Origin of the sequence: Lentibacillus salinarum (assembly GCF_042679865.1) — a bacterium.
Lineage (GTDB): Bacteria > Bacillota > Bacilli > Bacillales > Amphibacillaceae > Lentibacillus > Lentibacillus salinarum.
Map to the genome: position 1 here is coordinate 112,107 of NZ_JBHTNH010000003.1, position 20,991 is coordinate 133,097.

Sequence of the window (20,991 nt, forward strand, 5' to 3'; positions counted from 1 at the left end):
AAAAGTCACCCTGTTCGGGATGTACCGGCTTTTTGAACTTCCTTAATCTTCTTTAACGGCTTGCACTGTGTTTAATGCTTTTTTGATATCCGAATAAATCAGATTGCCGACAACAATCGTATCAGCATGTTCTTTCATTTCGCGGGCCTGAAAGTTGTTTTCAATTCCGCCGCCATAGACGAGTTTCGTATTGCTGAGCTGTTCCTTGACACTTTTGACAAGCTCAGGGTCGCCATATGTGCCACTATATTCCAGGTAAAAAACCGGCAAATGAAAGATATGCTCGGCCATATACGCATAGGCTGTCACATCCTCATGGTCCGGCATTTCGCATTTTGTCTGCTGAAACGCTTTGGCCTCTTCATTTAAAATGCAATAGCCCTCCACAATGATTTCGTCCCAATTCATGGAATCCTGATATTCTTTAATGGCCTGGTGTTGAATGTCCATCATCCATTTTTTCTCGGTACTATTCATCACCATCGGAATAAAATAATAGTCAAATCCAGGTGTGATTGAATCCATATTGGATATTTCCAGGATACACGGAACGGTGTGACGGCGGATTCGTGACAACAGATCAAGGACACCATCCAATGTCACGTCATCGGTCCCGCCGACAATGACAGCATCCGTTCCGGACTCACAAACGGCGTCAAGATCTTCATCCGATATTTCCCTGGCAGGATCCAGTTTAAAGACATGTTTCTTATTTGTTAATATATCATTCACCGTAAAATCCCCCATATTAAAAAATTGAAATCATCACGTTGAATCTTTTCCAGTGATCGTAAACCTTTCATTCTTAAAGTATACCAAAAAATACACAGTAAATTTAGGATTAAGTGAAGTGATTTTTGCGGATTTCATGAATGTGAAATATGTAGCTTTTCCATTTTCAGGAGGTTAGTTTCCAGTGGCAGGATTGGGAGAAATCGGCGATCAGCCGATTTCCCTTTGTATAAAAGCCCTATCCTTGAATGTGAGGAGAGCTGTTGTCATTCACTGTCAGGCAAAATGCGGTCCAGAGCGATTTTATAGCCGTCACTGCCGTAATTAAGACAGCGGCGCACGCGGGAAATCGTGGCCGTCGAAGCACTTGTTTCCTCTTCAATCACGTTATATGTATGTCCTTCTGTCAGCATTTTAGCTACCTGCATCCGCTGAGCAATCGCGTGAACCTCCGACATTGTGGCAATGTCATCAAAAAATTTATAGCATTCCTCATGATCCTTTAATGAAAGAATCGCATCAAACAGTTGATCCAGCTGTTCACCGCGCAGTTTATCGATCTGCATGATGCCTTCACCTGCTTTCTACTCGTCTGATACTTTAACCAATTGCGACATCCCCGGATTTGCCGGTACGATGTTGACCCATGTTTTGCCCGGTACCAACTTAACCGGCTGGCCATCCTCCACCGGAATGATTCGGCCGTCCCGGTTTTCCCATTTCACTTCCCGGATTTTTCCCTTTTGAATCAGATAAGCATCGCCTCCCGAGGTTATGTCAATCTCCCGCCGCCCGGCATCATCAATGACTTGGTGCGGTGTTTCCACAATGAAGATATTGTCAGTTGTTATTGGCACCTCAGAATTCCTTTCAACCGTTTGTTCCCCGTTGCTATACCGGGTGTAAGTTGCATTGTCTTCATGATAAACGTATGTGACGACATTTTTCATCGCCTCGGAGTAGTCAATCACCACGCTGGTTGCATTATCACCGGAAATGTCGGCTGCTTCGTCCTCTGTGGTGAACGGCAACGGCTCATAGGATTGTGTCACGTCATAGCCTGTTTGTTCGGCTGTATCATACACACCCTCAAACTGTAAATAGGAGTTGTGCGGTGCAAACCGGAATGATTCACGTTTAAACAAATGACCATCATTATCATAAACGGCCCCATCCAAATGTTCAATCCCACGGTTTTGAATCATATCATTCACAAAATTGGCCGCCCCATGGTAAATATATAAGGCATCATAGTTATTCGCCATTTCAAAGTAATACTCCCTGGCGCTGCGGACCGGTCCGACAACATCCGGCCGTTCACTTTGATACATGGCTAAAAAGCGGGTAATGCTTCCTTCCGCTAATATTTCAAAAACAATATCTGCCTTGCTGAGGCCGGTTTGCGGACGTGCCTTTGGATGATTATTGACCATCACACCGACTACCCGATTATGGGCCGTTCCGTCTGCCGGCATGCCTGTCAGCGGAAATGTGTTCAGGTCCTCCGTCGATTCGGCAGCTTGCTCTTTCTCCTCTACCGCTTGTTCTTTTGATTCACTATCCTGTGCATCTGGTTCCTCTTCATCTGAACAAGCAGCAAGGAGAACCAGCATACATAAAAGCAGGCCCAGCAACAACTTTCGCATCGTTCCCCACCCCTTTGAAAACTCGGCTGATGTCTCATCTTCGGTGGTCTGGTGCCGAAAGCCGATTTTTGATACTTTCATCCTATTATACGTCAACGCATCGTGGCTGGAAAGAGGGTCTCCCGTTTTTTGACATCGACAATGCCTTGTTGGGTGATGCGAATATACGGCAAATGGGTCGCTGATAAAATGTGAATCGAGTAAACCGGGTCACCAAATGGATAGCCAAAGTCCTGAAGTAGCTTTTTCAAATGTTTTTCCTTTTCTATCAGTTCATTCATACTGCCGGCAAACATAATACCGCCCAATTCAAGCGGCAGTTCGAATAAAATTTCCCCTTCATGAACAAGGACAATACCGCCGCCCAGCTCTTTCAACCGTTTCCAGGCAAGCAAGATATCCTGTTTGCTTTTACCGATAAAGACGAGATCACCTGTCGTCGAATACGAACTCACCAGTGCTCCGAGCCTGTTCGTAAACCCTTTAATGGCTGTATTAACACGCCATTCGCCTTTCCGGTCAATTAACATAAGAAACGCATCATCTCTCGTGTCTGGGATAACATCGAGAGTGACATCTGTTTTAATGGCATAGGGTTTAATAATGACGTCATTTACCATATCCAACCCAATCGGAACTGAAAATTGCAGGTCTTCCAATTTCAAATCCCAATCAAAGACCACCGGCTCAATCGCATATTTTTCCCAATCGATTTTAGTAGGGATTGTTTGCTCTTGGTGATTTTTCGTTATCCATTTACCTTTTGCCAGGACACTGACCGGATGCGGGTTATCTTTTTCCTGTAATATATTTATATTCGCTATCCGCCCTGGTGCAATACACCCTAGCTCTTCAAGCAGACCATAATGATTAGCAGCATTATGGGAAGCCATTCGGTATGCATCCGCCAATGGCACACCTTTTTCAATCGCTATATCGATACAAACATTCATAATGCCATTTTCATAGAAAGCAGGTGTTGCCCCATCTGTTGTCATCGTGACATGATCGAACGTCTCTAAGCCTTCCGCCAACATTTCTTCCAGTATAACGGGCAAGTCAGGACGGATCGATGAATAGCGCAATCCTGTCTGATAACCCAGCTGTAGCCGTTGGATCGCCTCCTTGCCGGTCATCGCTTCATGGTCTGCCGTCACACCAAGAAGTTTCATTTTGGTCAACGTCTTTTCCGACGCACCAGGCAAGTGCCCTTCCACAGGTTTGCCGAGACGGTTTGACTCCTGCATCCAATAAAGCAGGCGATCATCCCCATCAAGCAAGTGTGGCCATGCTGTCAGTTCGCCGCCTTGGATGACAGAAGGATGTTTCAGCCATGCAAGCACTTTGTTCGTACTGAAGAATTCCCCACTTTGCTGCAGTGCTGTTTGGGAATCAAATCGTGCCCACCAGTACATGGATACCGGCAAATGGTTAAAGGCCTCCAGTAAAGAAAACGCTTTCTTTTGATCCAATAAAAAATGCCACATTAGACTATCATTGATAAATGTGGTCGTTCCGGATTTTGCACCATGCATGGCTAGTTGTTCGGGATTATACAACAGATAGGGATGGGCATGCGGCTCGATATATCCCGGTACCAGATACATATCGTCACAATCCACCATTTCTGCTGACGAACTGTCTCCCGGCAATTGGTCACCGACATACACAATTCGGTCATTAACAATCCAAACGTTCGCACGCAACCACTGTTTCGTATATGTGTTTAAATAAATACCATTTTTCAGGACGATATCCGGTTCTGCGGTTCCATCCATCACAGCTACATGATGTCTTAACTCACGGTTTCTCCAATATATATTCTCTGTCATAACACAACGCTCCAATAGTTGTTTTGTCTATCGTAACATATAAGGCGCTTTCATACGGTGTCGTTTTAAATAATGAGATTGAATTTTTTGTGACAAATGGAGAAAGCGCTAGTGCATCTTCTCAAAAGCTCAGTTAAACCACTCGTAAACATGACAAGGCTGAAATTCATTTTCCTTATTTGAACGGATTATTTTTTCCTTTTCCTCTGTTCATAAAATTCAATAATTATCTTGACAATCCTTTAATTCTCCTTTAATATTATATAATAATAACGATAGTTTAAAAAACGTAATAAGATGGGAGGAGGTCCAGTGGCTATCGGAAGAAATATTAGTGATATAACAATTATAGGTGGAGGGCCTGCCGGGTTATTTGCTGCTTTTTACGGGGGTTTGAGAAATGCTTCAGTAACGATTTTAGAAAGTCTCCCACACTTAGGGGGGCAGCTTACGGCATTATACCCGGAAAAATATATTTATGATGTAGCAGGTTTTCCCAAAGTTAAGGCTCAGGACCTTGTAGATAATTTAGTTGACCAAATGTCTTATTTTGAGAACGATATTTTCCTTGACAATGTCGTTACCGATTTGGAAGTTCAGGATGATGGCATCATTAAACTAATGACTAATCAAGGTGAACATTTCACAAAATCAGTTATTATAACAGGAGGAAATGGGGCATTTTCACCTAAAAAGTTAGCGCTTACAGATGCAGAAAGATTCGAATCAACAAATCTCCATTACTTCGTGGATGATATGAACAAATTTCGCGATCAAAATGTAATCATTTGCGGGGGTGGTGATTCTGCTGTTGATTGGGCTTTAATGCTTGAACCCATTGCTAACGAGGTAACAATTGTACACCGTCGAGATAAATTCCGTGCACATGAGCATTCGATTACGGAATTAATGAATTCTAGTGTTAATGTAAGGACACCTTTTGTCCCAAAAGAATTACTAAGCAGTGGTAATCAAATTGAATCCGTCTTTTTGGAAAAAGTGAAAGAAGAAGATGTTAAGGAAATAATTAAAGTAGATCAAGTTCTTGTCAATTACGGTTTTTCATCGTCCCTGGGTCCTATTAAAAATTGGGGACTTGATATCGAAAAAAATTCCATTGTGGTTAATTCACGTATGGAAACCAATATTCCTGGTGTATATGCTGCAGGTGATATTTGCACATTTGAAGGAAAAGTCAAACTAATAGCAACCGGGTTCGGTGATGCACCTACTGCGGTTAACAACGCAATGTCTTATATAAACCCTGAAGCACGAATACAACCAAAACACAGTACCGCTATCTTTGCTTAATAAGATAAAAATTCTAATCTAATGATATTAATCAAAATGCTTCTGTACCCTTAAATAGACCCAAGTGCGGAAGTACGGAAAAAAGGGAGGAGATTCATATGGCCTTAGTTATTACATCACCTTGTATTGGTGAAAAATCAGCGGAGTGTGTGGAAGTTTGCCCTGTTGATTGTATAGAAGAAGGAGAGGATATGTTTTTTATTGATCCTGATATATGTATTGAATGTAACGCTTGCGAAACAGCATGTCCAGTAGGAGCAATATACGTAGAGGATGAGGTTCCAGCTGAAGAACAGGAATTTATTGAAATGAATCGAAAATTCTTTGAAGAATAAATCCAAAGTAAAAGGTGACGAGAAACGATCCAGTTTTCTGTCACCTTTTACTACAAAAACGTAATTATTCCTAATTAAAACACTTAAGTAACTGACAAATACTTTTGTTTAACATCACGGCTAAATGCTTCCGTCTCTCCCTCAAATGCAACAGCCCCTTTACTTAATATATAGACATAATCTGCTAATTCGGAGGCCATGGAGAGATTCTGTTCGACTATCAGCATAGACATTCCATTTTTCTTTAATTCCTTTATAATTTTTATGACGTCGCTTACTATTAATGGCGATAATCCTTCTGAGGGCTCATCAAGTAACAGTAGTCGAGGATTTGTCATTAAAGCCCTACCAATCGATAACATCTGCTGTTCACCGCCACTTAAATTTCCACCCATGGATTTTTGCCTTTCTTTTAATCTTGGAAACATGGAAAAAATCGATTCAATATCCCAACCATTCTCTACAGGTTTATATGTTGTTAGAAGGTTTTCCTTTACCGTCAAATTGGAAAAAATTCTTCTGCCCTGCGGAACTAAACCAATTCCAGCCCTTGAGATTTGATAACTTGGCTTAGATTGAAGTTCATTCCCTTCGAATAAAACTTTACCTTCTTTTGGAGCAACCAACCCCATAATTGTATGAAGAGTCGTTGTTTTCCCCATTCCATTACGGCCAAGCAGCACAGATACAGATCCTTTCTTCACATGAAGGGAGATGTCATGTAAAATATGACTCTCCCCATAATAAGTGTGAAGATTATCAACGGTCAGCATTAAACTTCAACCTCACTTCCTATATAAATCTCATTGACTCGTTTATCATTTTTTATGACATCAGGTTCACCTTCTACAAGTATTTCCCCATCATGTAAAACGATTATTCTATCGGATAAACCGAATACAACGTCCAGATCATGTTCTACAATCATTAACGTCAATTCTTTTGGTAGCTTTGCCAATAAATCGACAATATAATCGGTTTCTGTTTGAGACATACCCGCTGTCGGCTCATCAAGTAATAAAATCTCTGGTTCTGTAGCAACGCCTAATAAAATCTCTATTTGACGTTGCTCCCCATAGGATAAGCTTTTTACTATAATATTTTTCTGGGATGATAGTCTCCACTTGTCCAGAAAATGTGTCGCTTCCTTATACAAATTCGGGTATTGTTTCTCCCCTCTGAATTTATGCCATGTCTTCCCTATCCCATGCTTTCTCTGCAAGACAAGGAGCAGATTATCCAAAACCGTTAGTTCATTCAACAAGTTATTTTTTTGAAAGGTTCGTACAATCCCATCCCTGGCCCGAATATAATTAGGTGCATTTGTTATATCTTTACCATGATAAGAGATTCCCCCGTGTGACGGTTTCAAATCACCTGTTAACAGGTTGAAAAAGGTGGTCTTTCCAGCACCATTTGGACCGATAATACCAATTTGTTCACCCTTGTTAACATTTAAATTAACATTTTCTAAAATGTGTAAACCTCCAAAGCTCTTTCCAATATGATTAATTGATAAAATAGATTCATGACTCATTCTGCTCGCCTCTTTACATTATTAGGTTTTGATTCGATATGGCGTTTTTTATTGTAAGACAGTAGTTGATCTTTTAAAAATTGATAAATATCCTGACCCATTCCTACAATTCCTTTCGGGAAGAAAACAACAAAAACAATAAACACAGCACCAAGAATCAGCATCCATAGTTCGGTATAGGAACTAACAATTGTTTCCAAAATCACAATCAATCCTGCTCCAAGAATTGGTCCCAACATTGTCCCTGCCCCTCCTATTATGACCATAAACAAGGCATTGCCAGACATTGTCCAGTAAACATCACTTGGAGCGATAAAGCCATTAAAATAAGTGTACATAGCCCCGGCTATACCACCTATACCACCCGCTAAAATAAATGCTGCATACTTATATAGGCCTGTATTATATCCCATCGATTGTATCCTGTCTTCATTTTCACGTATTCCAATTAGAACCGTTCCAAATGGCGAGTTTAATACCATCCTTAATAACAGGTAAACCACCATGAAAAAGATTACGGTCAAATAGAAAATCAAAACCGAATTGGAAAACTGAAAACCTGCTATTTCCGGCGATGGTATTCCAGATAATCCATTCGAACCACCAGTAAGATCCGTTGATTGATGAATAAACGAATAAATCATTTGCGACAATGCGAGTGTCAGCATCAAAAAGTAAAACCCGTTAACCCTGATACATAGCACTCCCAAAATACCGGCAACAAGTAAAGCTCCTAAAATGGCTATCCCCATTGTCATAAATAAATTACTGGAAAAGTGTTGGGCAATAAGCGCAGCGGTATATCCCCCAATTCCAAAAAATGCTGCATGACCCAATGAAATAAGCCCTGTATACCCAACAAGAATATTTAATCCTAAAGCAAATATAGCTAGAATTAATATTTCGGATAACAGATCAATATAAAATAGTGAAAGAAAAAAAGGTGCTAATCCTAATAACACAATCGACAATCCAAATTTTATATAGATGCTTCTCAAGCTTCACTCACCTTCTTTCCTAACAACCCACTTGGTCTGAATACTAGAATGACTGCCATCAGAGCAAAGATAATGAACATGCTTAGTTCAGGAACTAGATAGCGGCCGAAAGTTTCCGCAATACCTACAAGTATACTGGCAATAAATGTTCCACTAATTGATCCCAAGCCGCCAATAACAAGCACAACTAGGGACAAAATAAGTATTTCAAATTCCATATTCGGGTAAATCCCGAGAATTGGTGCTGCTACGACGCCACCTAAGCCGGCTAATACCCCTCCTAAGATAAAGACTGCTGTAAAGACAACCTTTATATTGACTCCAAGTGCACTAATCATATCTTTATCACTTAGACCTGCCCGTATAATAGCCCCCCACTTTGTTTTTTCCTGAATCAACCATAGTATGGCGGCAATCATAACTCCCGCAACAATAACGACTAATCGATATGCCGGAAACGACTGGCCAAAAACAGATACGGAACCAGAAAATATTGCTGGTACACTAATGGAAAGAACGTTTGACCCCCACAAGAGTTTAGCGATATCGTGAATAATATAGGCGAAACCAAACGTTAGCAGAACTTGTGATAAATGACCTAAATGATAGGTAGGGCGGAGCAATGAAAGCTCCACCACTAATGCCAGTACGCCAACGATTATAGGTGCTATGATTAAAGCTAGCCAAAAGCTTTGCGTAAAAGTTGCAGTTACCGAATACGCGATATAGGCACCAAGCATGTAAAGAGATCCATGCGAGAGATTTAAAACACCTAATATTCCAAAAACTAATGATAAACCACACGTGATGATAAATAATAATAGACCATACGATAGCCCATTAATTAGCTGTGCTCCGATAATTTCCACAAAAATCCCCCTTCTTATTCACCTGGATCTTTTACTTTCTCTAATGTGTGAAGAATATTGTTTTCGCTTCCTTCATCATTTGAAACGGTTTCTGTAATATACATATCCTGAATAACATGATGGGTATCTTTATCAAATTTAAATTCCCCACGTGGACTGGTAAATGTTGCATTCGAAATTGCTTCAACGATCCTATCAGGATCTGATGTATCCCCTTCTAAACTTTCCAGTGCGTCCGCAATGACTCGTGCTGCGTCATAACCTTCCAATGACTCTATCGTTGGACGACGATCATAGGCAGCTTCATATGCTTCTACAAACGCCTTGTTTTCTTCCGATTCCAGTGTATAATCCCAGAACGTAGATGCATAAATTCCCTCTGCTGCATCTCCGACAGATTCACGCACATCTTCTGCCACCAACCAAGTAGAACCAATTAAAGGAAATTTCTCTTTTAATCCATACTCATCGTACTGCTGAACAAATCGTGCAGCATCACTGCCCGCAAAGAACCCATACACGCCATCCACGTCTTCATTACTTATTGTTGTTAAATAAGACGCATAATCGTTATTTTCAAGCGGCGGATACACCTCACCTACGACTTCCCCACCTGCTTCGGTATAGGATTCGATAAATGCAGCCGACGCTTCACGGCCAAAGGCATAATCTGCCGCAGTCACATAAATTCTGTCTCCAATGTTTTCATATACCCATTCTCCCATAGAGTTTCCGATTTGCCATGAAGAGAATGAAGTTCTCCAAATATAATCACTGCGCTGTTCCCTGGTTAAATCATTTCCACCCGCATGGGAGGCCACATATGGTAATTTATTTTCATCCACTTCATCACGGATAGCATAGGCAACGGCAGTACTAACAGCACCAGTTAGGAAGTCAACATCGTTTTGATCCATTAGTTTCCTCGTTTTCCTGAGAGCTACTTGAGGATCCGCTTCCGTATCCTCTTCAATCATTTCAATCTCTCTACCTCCTGCTTCCCAATCAATACTATCAAAATACAAGTTCATCCCATCTCTTAAATCTTCCCCAAGCGCTGCATAAACTCCAGAAAATGGTAAAATAGCTCCAATTTTAACTGCTTCATCACTATCCCCACTATCCGCTTCTCCCTCATCTGATGTCGATTCAATTGCAGCTCCACCACATGCGGCTAAAATAATAACCAAAAAAAATGTTCCAGAAATCAAAAATAAACGTTTTAGCATGATTTTCCTCCTTGTTTATTAGGTTTGTACCTATTTTTTAGGGCTCCTTTACCGCGGACTGTATCATTGAAGCTGTTGTCAAATTTGCCAATAAATATTAATATTCCCCTTCCAATCCTGCGTTTTTATTCTGATGCTCTTTTCATACAACTTTTTTACTATTTTTAGGGTAGATAGCGCTTACATTTTTAATTTTAGCCTCCTTTAATTATGACAAGTGAAATTGACAAAATTATTATTATTGAAAAAGCGTCCAGTAAACATTTAGTGTGGGTGCTGATGTGATACCATTTATTAGTATTAAAATAGCACTGAAATGAGTTGGGGGGGGGATGACTAACCCCCACCTCTCTCACTACCGTGCATACGGTTCCGAAAATGGCAATTTCATCTGCATAAAAGTCAACGCGAAAGCAAAAAATCAAGTGGGTTATAATATGACATCTGTTTAGACCTTTACAGGTGATTTTAATTTAAATCGTTGTATTTTTCCGGACGATGTTTTTGGCAGTTCATCCATAAAGGTTATTTCCCTTGGATATTTATATTTTGCAAGATTGCTTCTGACATAATTTTTTAATTCACTTTCTTTTTCTTCATCACCTTTAACGCCTTCTTTCAATACAACATATGCTTTTGGTTTTATAAGCCTATTTTCAACCTCATCACCTACTACCGCGACTTCCAATACATCTTCATGGTCTATTAGAACACTCTCCACTTCAATAGGGGATACCCATATCCCTCCTACCTTCATCATGTCATCTGTCCTACCGTGGTACCAAAAAAATCCATCCTCATCCCTCGAATATTGATCTCCGGTCCTCATCCATTCTCCATGTATTCTTTTTTTATTCTCACTGTTATTAGACCAGTAGCCTGTAAGTATACTATCTCCTTTAATGACAAGTTCGCCTACTTCATTTTCTCCCAATGTTTCAAAATTCTCGTTGACAATTTTAGCTTCATACCCAGGAACTATTCTACCCGTGCTCCCGGGTTTAATATTATCTGGCGTATTCGACAAATAAATATGGAGTGCCTCGGATGATCCAATTCCATCTAAAATATCTAAATCAAATTGTTCCTTCCACTTTGAAACAAAAGTGGCTGGGAGGTTTTCCCCTGCAGATACGCAAAGCCTGATAGACGAAAGATCATAGTTTCTTTCACTCCTGTTTTGAAAATCAAGCATGGCACCATACAATGTTGGAACACCAAAAAATATACTTGGCTTATATTTTTCGATCGCTTCAAAAATAAGTTCAGGTGTTGGTTTATCCTTCAAGAGCACCGTGCTTGCCCCCACACCTAGAGGAAAGTACATTCCATTTCCCAATCCATAAGCAAAAAACAATTTAGAAGCGGAAAGGGTTACATCATTCTCTGTAATACCAAGTATTTTTTTAGCATAGTTTTCCAAGGCATATTCCATACTGTCCTGTGAGTGTATAACCCCTTTAGGTCTCCCTGTACTGCCTGAAGTATACAACCAGAATGCATGGTCATCTTTTGTTGAATGAAACGCCTTTAGATTCGAAGGGCTATCTTTTATAAAATCATTAAAGCCGATGGTACCTTCTGAAGAGCTTTCTTCATCCGACACGACAACGACATGCTCTACATACGCAAATTCTTGTCGAACATCTTTTATTTTTTCCCAGAGATCTTCGTGAACGACTAATACCTTAGCCCTGCTGTGATTTAGATAATAAATATAATCATCGGACGTTCCTAATGTATTAAGAGGGATGGGAACTGCTCCAATTTTTATAGATCCGTAAAAAGAATAAACAAGTTCAGGCGAGTCATGTAAAAGCAGAATGACTCTATTTTCATGTTTTATGTCAGCAGCATATAAAGCGCTTCCAAATTGATCCACTTTTTGTTTCAATTTTGAATAAGTGATTTGGTTGTCTTCAAAATAAATCGCTGTTTTCTCTCCAAATCCTTTTTCAATATTTTCGTCAATAAATCTTACTGTAGTGTTATAAGGGGTACCTATGTTGCTGACAGAGTTGTAATAATCACTCATCACTATCCCTCCATTTCATTAAAATTATAATTATTATAAATATAAGGTTAAAAATAATTGGATGTACTATTTTTTCTACATTTGCACTATGTTTATAGTGTTAAAAGACAATACTTCTCCGTTTTATTCAATCTTTTAAAGCTTGCGTTGCAGTCCACCCGCGTTTACGTTTATCAAGAAATGTTTTAGCCTTTTTGTCCGCCTTCAAGTTAAATTGTCCTTAAGAAAACCCTTTCAAAGCTCTCTACAATAAAGCACGTTGTCTGTTATCTTGGGACCCATTTCGCGGACACATCTATATCAAAATCAGTCATCATCCATCTCTATAATGATAATATTAACCCTATTCAGAATATGGTAAGTAAAAATAATCGGGAAGTATTGCCTTTTTCAATTTTCACACTATGTTTATAGTGTTAAAAGACAATACTTCTCCGTTTAAGTAGTGTTTAAAGGCTTACTTGCCAGTCCACTGAGCCTCACGCTTATCCAAGAATGATTGAAGTCCCTCTTGTGCGTCATCAGAACGGAACAATAGATTTTGTAGTTCACCTTCATAGCGAATGGCGGCATTTAATGGCATTTCTTTTCCATTCATAATCGATAGCTTAATGTTACTAGCGGCATAGGAGGCACTATTGACAATCTTCTGCGCATACTCCTGTGTTTTTTCGCGAATTTCTGCTTGCGGATATAGACGGTCTACCAGCTTTATGTCATGTGCTTCCTGCGGACTAATAGCCTCTCCAGTCAGGTTCATGTCGAGTGCTTTGGAATGGCCAATTTGACGCGCCAAACGCTGTGTACCACCCGTTCCTGCCAATACACCAAGCCCGATTTCCGGCAAGCCAATTTTTCCTGCTTCATCGCCCATGAAACGCATGTCACATGCAAGTGCCATTTCCAGACCGCCACCTACTGTATGACCTTCCAGGCAGGCGATCCACACTTGAGGTGAACGCGCAATTTTATCCAATGTTTCATTACAGTACAGGCAGAATTGCGTTTTAAATTTTGGATCCGAATTTTTCAGAAACTGGACGTTAGCCCCTGCCGAGAAAAACTTCGGCATATCGCTCATTAGGATGGCTACCTTGATATCCTCGTCAAAGCGGATGTCATCAATGGCTGCATTTAGCTCCTGGTAATATTCCAAATCATATGCGTTCGTTTTGTTAACATGAATATGAACCTCCGCTACCCCGTCTGCTTTTGTAACTGTCAGTTGTTTGTTTTCAGTTGCTGTGGTCATACTAAGATCCTCCTCTTATATAATATAAATTTATTTATTCACACATTGATCCATCTAAGATAAGTCCCCAAATGGATGCAATGGGCGTTCACCAATATAAGAAATAACACTTTTTGTTTCCATATAAAGATCCAAGGTTTCTTCACCAAGTTCTCGTCCAAACCCTGATTGCTTATATCCCCCAAAAGGTGATCCAGGGAAAGCTGAAATATGCTGATTAACCATTACGATCCCTGCTTTTATCCCTTTAGATACTCTGACTGCTCTTGCATTATCGTTTGTCCATATTGCTGATCCAAGACCAAACTGTGTATCATTCGCGAGTTTAATGGCTTCTTTCTCATCCTTAAATGTCATAACAACCACGACCGGTCCAAAGATTTCTTCCTGGGCAATACGCATATCATTGGATACATTCCCGATAATGGTAGGTTCATACCAAAATCCATTGCCATATTCTTCACCTTCAGGCCGTTTTCCTCCGAAGAGAATTTCACCGCCCTCTTCTTTTGCCAGTTGTACATAGTCGTCAATAACACTTTCCTGACTCTTTGAAATAACTGCACCCATATGTGTATTGTCATCGAATGGATCGCCTACATTTAATTTCGCAGCTTTTTTCAAAAACTTCTCCATAAATTCATCGTAAATATCTTCCTGGACAAACAGTCTGGATCTAGCTTCACAGGATTGACCAGTATTGTAGAAAATTCCATACAATGACCCTTCTACTGCATTATCAATATTACTATCATTGAATACCAGATTTGGAGATTTACCCCCAAGCTCCAACGTTACTCTTTTCAACGTCTGGGAAGCTTTTGCCATAATATCCTTTCCTGTCTCTGTTTCACCAGTAAAGGCCACTTTGTCTACCTTAGGGTGTTCAGTTAAATAAGAACCAATGTCTGAGCCACTTCCAGTTAGCACATTTACAACACCATCTGGAACACCTGCTTCCTTACAAATATCAGCAAGCATATACGCTGTAATTGGTGTATAACTGGCAGGTTTCAAAATAACCGTACATCCAGCAGCAAGAGCTGGGGCAACTTTCCATGCAGCCATCATTAAAGGATAATTCCATGGAATAATTTGTGCACAGACACCAACCGGTTCTTTTAATGTATAGTTAAAGAAACCATTTGGCATTGGATTTGTTTTTCCACCAAGCGTGGTGATGACACCTGCATAATATTCGAAGTCCTGTACCGCCTGCATAATTTGTCCCTGGGCAGCCTCAACAGTCTTTCCTGTATTTAATACCTCGGCATCAACCAGTTCATTGAAACGTTTACGCATACCGGCAGCAATTTTATTTAACAACCTTGCACGTTTTGCTTCATTTTGCCTTGGCCATCTGCCAGTTTCAAATGCTGTTCTGGCAGCTTCAACAGCCGCATCCGCATCTTCTCGTGTGCCCTTGGATACTTTCGTAAGCACTTCTCCTGTTGCGGGATTCACCACTTCAAATGTTTCTCCATTGCTGCTGTCTTTGTTTTCACCGTTTATAAAGAGCTGATAAAAGTCCTCCAATATTTCTGTTTGTCTCGCTTGTGTTGTTGTTTCCGCCATTCTATTACCTCCTTAGATTTTTTCAACAATGGTGGCGATTCCCTGACCGACCCCTATGCACATGGTGGCCAGACCATATCGGCAATCCCGCTTTTGCATTTCATGAACAAGGGTTGTCATAATTCTTGCACCGCTACATCCAAGCGGGTGACCCAATGCAACAGCTCCACCATTCACATTAACTTTGCTTATATCTAATCCCAGTTCATTTATACAGGCAATGGACTGGGAAGCAAACGCCTCATTAATCTCAATTAGATCCAAATCTTTTACAGTCAGATTTGCTCGTTTTAAAGCCTTTTTAACGGCAGGTATTGGGCCAAGTCCCATATAAGAAGGATCTATCCCCGCAACAGCAGCCGAAACAATACGAACCATTGGCTTTATTCCAAGCTCTTCAGCTCTCTTTTGATTTAGGACGAGTAATGCGCTTGAACCGTCATTAATCCCTGAAGAATTACCTGCTGTTACCGTACCATTTTCTCTAAATGCAGGTTTTAATTTAGCCAGTTTTTCTAAAGTTGCGTTTGGACGAAAATGTTCATCTTGATTAAAAACGATCTTTTCTTTCTTTTGTTTAACGGAAATAGGTACAATTTCTTCTTTAAATCGATTGTTTTCCACTGCCTGCTTTGTCTTCATCTGACTGTTTAATGCAAATTCATCCTGCTCTTCTCTAGAAACACCATACTTCTCGGCAACATTCTCAGCCGTTTCTCCCAGGCTGATTGGTGGATATATTTCTGCTAATTTTTCATTAACAAGCCTCCATCCGATGGTTGTATCATACATGGTCTGGTTCCCTCTTGGACCTGATAATTGTGGCTTCATGGTGACATAGGGGGCTCTGGTCATACTTTCAGTCCCTCCCGAAATGTACATTTCGCCCAGACCTGTTTTAATAGCTGCATAAGCCTGATTAACCGCCTCCATACCTGATCCGCATAAACGGTTAACCGTTGCCCCGGGGACTGTTTCAGGTAAACCCGCCAGTAGCAAGCTCATTCTTGCAACATTCCTATTATCCTCACCAGCTTGATTAGCACAACCGAAAAAAACATCTTCTGGTAAAGAAAGGTCAAGTTCATTTCGTTCCATTAACGTCTTGATAGTATGTGCAGCAAGATCATCCGGCCTCACTTGTGAAAGGGAGCCCATAAATTTTCCAATCGGGGTTCTGACCGCATCCACGATTACTGCTTCATTCAATTCATCACTTCCCCTTTTAAGCGATCTTGATAGTAATAAAATCCTTTTTGAACATCTGCTCCTATCCACCCGGCATAGATTAATTTTCTAATTAGCGGGGCCGGTCTGTACCGATCTTCACCTAATTGTTCAAAAAGCCCTTGAAGGACTGCGTAAACATCTTCTAACCCAATTTTTTCAGCCCATTCCAAAGGACCATAAGGATAATTGGTACCTTTTTTCATGGCTACATCAATATCATGTGCATCTGCTGTTTTGCCCGTCAGTGCGAATGCAGCCTCGTTTATAATCATAGCTAGAATTCTTGGAAAAACTAAACCCACTTCATCTTCAACAACTTCTATCTCTTTACCAAGATAGCCAAAAAATGTTTCTGCAGATCTAAGGTGGAAAATATCTGTTTGAAGTGCAGGCGCTAGTTCCACAAGACCTGACTCGTTAATAGTGGAAAATGCTCCAAAACCTATCACACGTGAACTGTTATTAAGCCATGAAGCAATCTCTGTTGCTGGCATCCTAAGTGAGGTGGATAGAATGGTCGCTTCTGCCTGTACTGAAGTTTCTATCTCTTGAATGGCCTGCTTTTTATGCTCTCTACTACTATTTTCCGTTTCAATAACGACATTTGTATCTTTCCCCCGGCTAAAATCATTCCAGTCAACATTTGCAACTCCCAATTGATTACATTCTTCATAGATTGTTCTTGCAAGAGAATTATGACCAGCAATGATTATTTGACTTTTATTATTCATAGTCATAAAACCCCTTTTTTGTTTTTCGACCCAGTAAACCTGCTTGAACCATTCTTTCCTGATATGGATGTGGCCGAAATCTACTTTCACCAAAAAAACCTTCATGGACTGTCTTAGTAGATGAAAAATTGACATCAATACCGATAAGATCCTGCAATTCAAAGGGGCCCATTTTAAAATTGCCGGCTTCCTTCATAATACGATCAATTTGTTCAGGTGCAGCTATCTGATCTTTCATAATACGAATTGCCTCATTATAAAAAGGGCGGGCAATTCGATTTACAATAAATCCAGGGGTGTCCTCGCATAAAACGGGCGTCTTATGTAACTGTTTCGCAAATTCCATCACCAGTTCTATTGTGGAAGATGTTGTTTTCACCCCTTTTACAACTTCAACTAATGGCATAAGTGGTGCAGGATTGAAAAAATGCATTCCGATGAAATGTTCCGTTTTTTCAACTGACGTAGATATTTGTGTAACAGATAATGAGGATGTATTTGTAGCTAATATTGCATGATCCTTACATATAGTGGAAGCTTCCTCAAGTACATTCTTCTTTAACTCCAGTTTTTCAGGTACTGCTTCTATAATCAGATCACAAACGTTTAAATCTTTCATTTCCGTAGACAGTGTCAAGTTGGATTTGGCACTGTTTAATTCTTTCAAGGTAAGTCGTCCTTTTTCATGCAGACGATTAAGCCTTTTGACAATGGAATTTTTGCCTTTCTCCAAGATATCTTCGTTGATATCATACATAATCGCAGGAAATCCATTTTGCAATATTAATTGGACGATCCCTGATCCCATTGTACCTGAACCCATGACACCCACTTTATTTATTGGCATATTTGATACCTCACTCTATTCATCTCTCCACCGAACATATTCAAAAACACTTTTACATTGATTACAATAATACTGGCTTACAAGCTGAGCTGTCCCAAAAGGGGCTATCTTATTGACATCGTCTGATGAACAAAATGGACATTTCACGGTATCGACGCCTGTTGCCATTTAAACCACCTCACTGATTGGTAGCGCTGTCATATACATCCCAGGTTTTTTAAACTTCTATTTCTTCCCTGAGAAACTCTCTCTCCCTCTGATTCAATTTGTTATCTAAAAAGGACATTGATATTATGTTTTATTTACTTTCGTCTATATATAATAATATATATTATCCGTTCGTAGAAGTCAATAGATTTAAATCATTTTTTATAATCGAATTATTTATAAGCATAAGATAATTCCAAAAAAATCTGTGATTATGACTAACAAATAATTCCCCACCTGTTTTCAGATGGGGATGATACATATTTTATTTGTAAACCGGTAAAGATGTGGATTGAACAACAATGTCATCTTTCTTCACATCGTACAACCCAAATGGTGTGATACGTAACCCAGGGAGAAAGTCACACGTTAAGAATAGCAGTGTGTAAAGAATATCATGGAAAGGGAATCCACGTTCCTGCATGTACTTTAACAATTTGTCGTGGCTTTTAAGGGCCACATCAAATGATGCATCGGTTACCATCATTCCAGTTAATGGTAAGGGAATTTCCAATACAATGGCGTCACCATCCACAATGACAACGCCACCTCCCAGTTCATGTACACGTGCAGCAGCTTTCGCCATTGCGTCCGGATTCCTCCCAGCTACCAGTAATTCCGTTGTTGTATTATAAGTGGAGGCCATACCATCTAAATTGACAGCAAAACCTTCCATTACTCCCCTTGTCATCCAATCTCCTTTTTTTCTGTCGATTAATGCAACATAAACAAGTCCTTCATGTCCATGAATATCCGCATACCCATCAACAATTGGAAGCTCAATATCTTTTCGTTTAGTGATAACATTACTTAAGAAATGAATAACAGGTACCTTTTCATCCGTATCTGCTTGCGGAAATACATAATGATCAGGGTTTTCCAGTACTGATTTTGGAATCTTAAAGGCATCGTCTAATTTATACTCTGTCCAATTAATTTCAGGTAAGCTTGCTTTTAATTGTCCATGTTCTGCAACAATCTCACCATTCGAAATAACCAATTCCGGACGAAAATTAACCAGATCAGGTAAAATTAAGAGATCAGCTTTCTTACCCGGTGCAATACCGCCGAGGCTGTTATCCATCCGTAAATAAGTCGCCGCATTTATCGTGACCATTTGAACAGCAGTCATTACTGGTATACCGAGTTCAACCGCTTGACGGACAAGTCCATCTGCAAAGCCTTCTTTATCAATAAAACTTGGATGTGGCCCGTCTGTTGTCATCAGGACACGGCTCGTATCCACTTTCCCCTCCGTTATAATCTTAGACACTTCTGATAAATCCGGTCTTAAGGAACTGTTACGAAGCACTGTCCACAAACCAAGTCGTAGTCGATTAATGGCTTCATCCGCTTTTATCGCTTCATGACATGCCATCACACCCGATGCCGCAATGGAATTCAATTTTTCATAAGAACAACCTGCGTTATGACCGTCAACCACTTTCCCCATATTTTTTACAACATCAACCGTATCCAGTAAAAAAGGATCCGATTTATACAATAATGGCCAGCGGGTTACTTCAGCTGATCCTGCAACGTCATCCAATTGAAGAAGATCTCTTACATCTTCTTGATTAAACCAGTCCCGTTCCCCAGGATAATCAGATTGAGAAATTAACCGTACTAACCAAAGAAAATTACCTGGTAACTCTCGTAAATCAATCAATAATTCCTTAAACTTTTCAGCGCCCATATCTAAATAAAAAAACAGGTTATCATTAACAGATGTCGTTGTTCCGAGCGGTAAAACTTTCTCAGTCTGACTGACGGGATTATAAAATACCCATGGATGTGAATGCGTTTCAATAAATCCCGGTGAAATATACTTTCCTTTTGCATCAATAACATCGGTGTGCTCCCCAATTGGTGACTCATCTTCCCCGACATAAGCAATACCATCTTTATACACAGCAATATTTTGCTTTAGGAACTCCCCGGAATAAACATTAATCACAGTTCCGTCTTTTATGTATAAATCAGCATCTTGACGCCCCTGTGCTACTTCAATTAATTCATTTTGCGAGACTCTCCATTTCATTATTATCTCTCCCATCCCTAAATTAATTTCATTATCTTTCTATGACGGTCGTTAATTATTATATAATTTATTTTGATTATTTTCAAATTATTGAGTAAAATAAAATGGAATCTAAGATGAAGTCAGATTCATACCCCATGTATCGTTTATCTATTTTGTTACATTGATGATTGAACGATGCAGATACTGAAGTTGATAGTAGATGTAATGGTAGAAAGTAGCCGTATTTGGCAACAACCCTTGTCCACTAAATTTACGAGCTACAAAGAAGCAGACAAGAGATCAATCTGCTTTAGTGTTCCCATCAGGAGCATCCACTCCTCCTATAATTAGGTTGTGGACCACGATGAAAACCACTATGGACCGGCAGCCCAAAAATTCTGAAAAGCATTTTGTTACCTACACGAATTACTTTATGGCTGTTTACGAATTTCTTTGAAAGTTATACCTAGAAAAAGTTAATTCAAACACAGTCAGCAATGAAGAATAAAAATTCTTCGAGCTAATTTTATAAAAATAGTCCGCTAAAAATACTTTATATCATTATTTGAATTTACCAAATAAAGCGAGCATTGAAAGAGTTG

19 protein-coding genes are annotated in these 20,991 nt (G+C 39.9%); 2 read left to right on the top strand and 17 right to left on the bottom strand.

The window, feature by feature from the left end:
• Nucleotides 1-42: 42 nt before the first annotated feature.
• From ACFQ4A_RS03805 to ACFQ4A_RS03820, 4 genes are all read right to left on the bottom strand, one after another.
• Nucleotides 43-723: a heptaprenylglyceryl phosphate synthase gene (locus tag ACFQ4A_RS03805; protein WP_382397976.1), complete on the bottom strand. Its 681-nt coding sequence runs from the start codon at nucleotides 721-723 to the stop codon at nucleotides 43-45.
• Between the two features lie 275 nt (nucleotides 724-998).
• Entirely contained in the window at nucleotides 999-1,298 is a 300-nt protein-coding gene (locus ACFQ4A_RS03810; protein ID WP_382397744.1) for a YerC/YecD family TrpR-related protein, read from the bottom strand.
• An 18-nt stretch (nucleotides 1,299-1,316) separates the two neighbouring features.
• Nucleotides 1,317-2,378: a DUF3048 domain-containing protein gene (locus ACFQ4A_RS03815; RefSeq protein ID WP_382397746.1), complete on the bottom strand. Its 1,062-nt coding sequence runs from the start codon at nucleotides 2,376-2,378 to the stop codon at nucleotides 1,317-1,319.
• 92 nt (nucleotides 2,379-2,470) lie between these two features.
• Nucleotides 2,471-4,210 carry an adenine deaminase C-terminal domain-containing protein gene (locus ACFQ4A_RS03820; RefSeq protein WP_382397748.1) on the bottom strand — a complete coding sequence of 580 codons (1,740 nt, stop codon included), beginning with the start codon at nucleotides 4,208-4,210 and terminating at the stop codon, nucleotides 2,471-2,473.
• Between the two features lie 312 nt (nucleotides 4,211-4,522).
• Between ACFQ4A_RS03820 and ACFQ4A_RS03825 the strand changes: the two genes are divergently transcribed.
• Both ACFQ4A_RS03825 and ACFQ4A_RS03830 read left to right on the top strand, forming a co-directional pair.
• Complete coding sequence (locus ACFQ4A_RS03825; protein WP_382397750.1) at nucleotides 4,523-5,521, top strand: NAD(P)/FAD-dependent oxidoreductase; 999 nt, start codon at nucleotides 4,523-4,525, stop codon at nucleotides 5,519-5,521.
• Between the two features lie 98 nt (nucleotides 5,522-5,619).
• Nucleotides 5,620-5,856, top strand: a complete 237-nt coding sequence (locus ACFQ4A_RS03830; RefSeq protein ID WP_382397752.1) for an indolepyruvate ferredoxin oxidoreductase subunit alpha — start codon at nucleotides 5,620-5,622, stop codon at nucleotides 5,854-5,856.
• 83 nt (nucleotides 5,857-5,939) lie between these two features.
• On the opposite strand, the gene ACFQ4A_RS03835 is transcribed toward ACFQ4A_RS03830, so the two are convergent.
• The 13 genes from ACFQ4A_RS03835 to ACFQ4A_RS03890 form a co-directional block, all read right to left on the bottom strand.
• On the bottom strand, nucleotides 5,940-6,629 hold the full coding sequence (locus tag ACFQ4A_RS03835; protein ID WP_382397754.1) for an ABC transporter ATP-binding protein: 690 nt from the start codon (nucleotides 6,627-6,629) through the stop codon (nucleotides 5,940-5,942).
• Complete coding sequence (locus ACFQ4A_RS03840) at nucleotides 6,629-7,393, bottom strand: ABC transporter ATP-binding protein (RefSeq protein WP_382397756.1); 765 nt, start codon at nucleotides 7,391-7,393, stop codon at nucleotides 6,629-6,631. The genes ACFQ4A_RS03835 and ACFQ4A_RS03840 overlap by 1 nt, the downstream gene beginning before the upstream one ends.
• Entirely contained in the window at nucleotides 7,390-8,391 is a 1,002-nt protein-coding gene (locus ACFQ4A_RS03845) for a branched-chain amino acid ABC transporter permease (RefSeq protein ID WP_382397758.1), read from the bottom strand. The genes ACFQ4A_RS03840 and ACFQ4A_RS03845 overlap by 4 nt, the downstream gene beginning before the upstream one ends.
• Nucleotides 8,388-9,260, bottom strand: a complete 873-nt coding sequence (locus ACFQ4A_RS03850) for a branched-chain amino acid ABC transporter permease (RefSeq protein ID WP_382397760.1) — start codon at nucleotides 9,258-9,260, stop codon at nucleotides 8,388-8,390. The genes ACFQ4A_RS03845 and ACFQ4A_RS03850 overlap by 4 nt, the downstream gene beginning before the upstream one ends.
• Before the next feature lie 14 nt (nucleotides 9,261-9,274).
• Nucleotides 9,275-10,489 (bottom strand): ABC transporter substrate-binding protein, encoded by a 1,215-nt coding sequence (locus tag ACFQ4A_RS03855; protein ID WP_382397762.1) that lies wholly within the window; start codon nucleotides 10,487-10,489, stop codon nucleotides 9,275-9,277.
• A gap of 448 nt (nucleotides 10,490-10,937) precedes the next feature.
• The gene (locus ACFQ4A_RS03860) at nucleotides 10,938-12,524 is read right to left on the bottom strand and encodes a benzoate-CoA ligase family protein (protein WP_382397764.1); all 1,587 of its coding nucleotides are present in this window, start codon (nucleotides 12,522-12,524) and stop codon (nucleotides 10,938-10,940) included.
• Nucleotides 12,525-12,981: 457 nt separating this feature from the next.
• Nucleotides 12,982-13,776, bottom strand: a complete 795-nt coding sequence (locus ACFQ4A_RS03865; RefSeq protein WP_382397766.1) for an enoyl-CoA hydratase/isomerase family protein — start codon at nucleotides 13,774-13,776, stop codon at nucleotides 12,982-12,984.
• A 54-nt stretch (nucleotides 13,777-13,830) separates the two neighbouring features.
• A complete protein-coding gene (locus ACFQ4A_RS03870; protein WP_382397768.1) occupies nucleotides 13,831-15,351 on the bottom strand; it encodes an aldehyde dehydrogenase family protein in 1,521 nt (506 codons plus the stop codon).
• 12 nt (nucleotides 15,352-15,363) lie between these two features.
• A complete protein-coding gene (locus ACFQ4A_RS03875; protein WP_382397770.1) occupies nucleotides 15,364-16,560 on the bottom strand; it encodes a thiolase family protein in 1,197 nt (398 codons plus the stop codon).
• Nucleotides 16,557-17,312 (bottom strand): 3-hydroxyacyl-CoA dehydrogenase family protein, encoded by a 756-nt coding sequence (locus tag ACFQ4A_RS03880; protein ID WP_382397772.1) that lies wholly within the window; start codon nucleotides 17,310-17,312, stop codon nucleotides 16,557-16,559. The genes ACFQ4A_RS03875 and ACFQ4A_RS03880 overlap by 4 nt, the downstream gene beginning before the upstream one ends.
• Nucleotides 17,305-18,159 carry a 3-hydroxyacyl-CoA dehydrogenase family protein gene (locus ACFQ4A_RS03885; RefSeq protein ID WP_382397774.1) on the bottom strand — a complete coding sequence of 285 codons (855 nt, stop codon included), beginning with the start codon at nucleotides 18,157-18,159 and terminating at the stop codon, nucleotides 17,305-17,307. Before ACFQ4A_RS03885 ends, ACFQ4A_RS03880 begins: the two co-directional genes overlap by 8 nt.
• Nucleotides 18,160-18,174: 15 nt before the next feature.
• A complete protein-coding gene (locus tag ACFQ4A_RS18945; RefSeq protein ID WP_449280303.1) occupies nucleotides 18,175-18,327 on the bottom strand; it encodes a PaaD-like zinc ribbon domain-containing protein in 153 nt (50 codons plus the stop codon).
• A gap of 304 nt (nucleotides 18,328-18,631) precedes the next feature.
• Nucleotides 18,632-20,407: an adenine deaminase C-terminal domain-containing protein gene (locus ACFQ4A_RS03890; protein ID WP_382397776.1), complete on the bottom strand. Its 1,776-nt coding sequence runs from the start codon at nucleotides 20,405-20,407 to the stop codon at nucleotides 18,632-18,634.
• Between the last annotated feature and the right edge of the window lie 584 nt (nucleotides 20,408-20,991).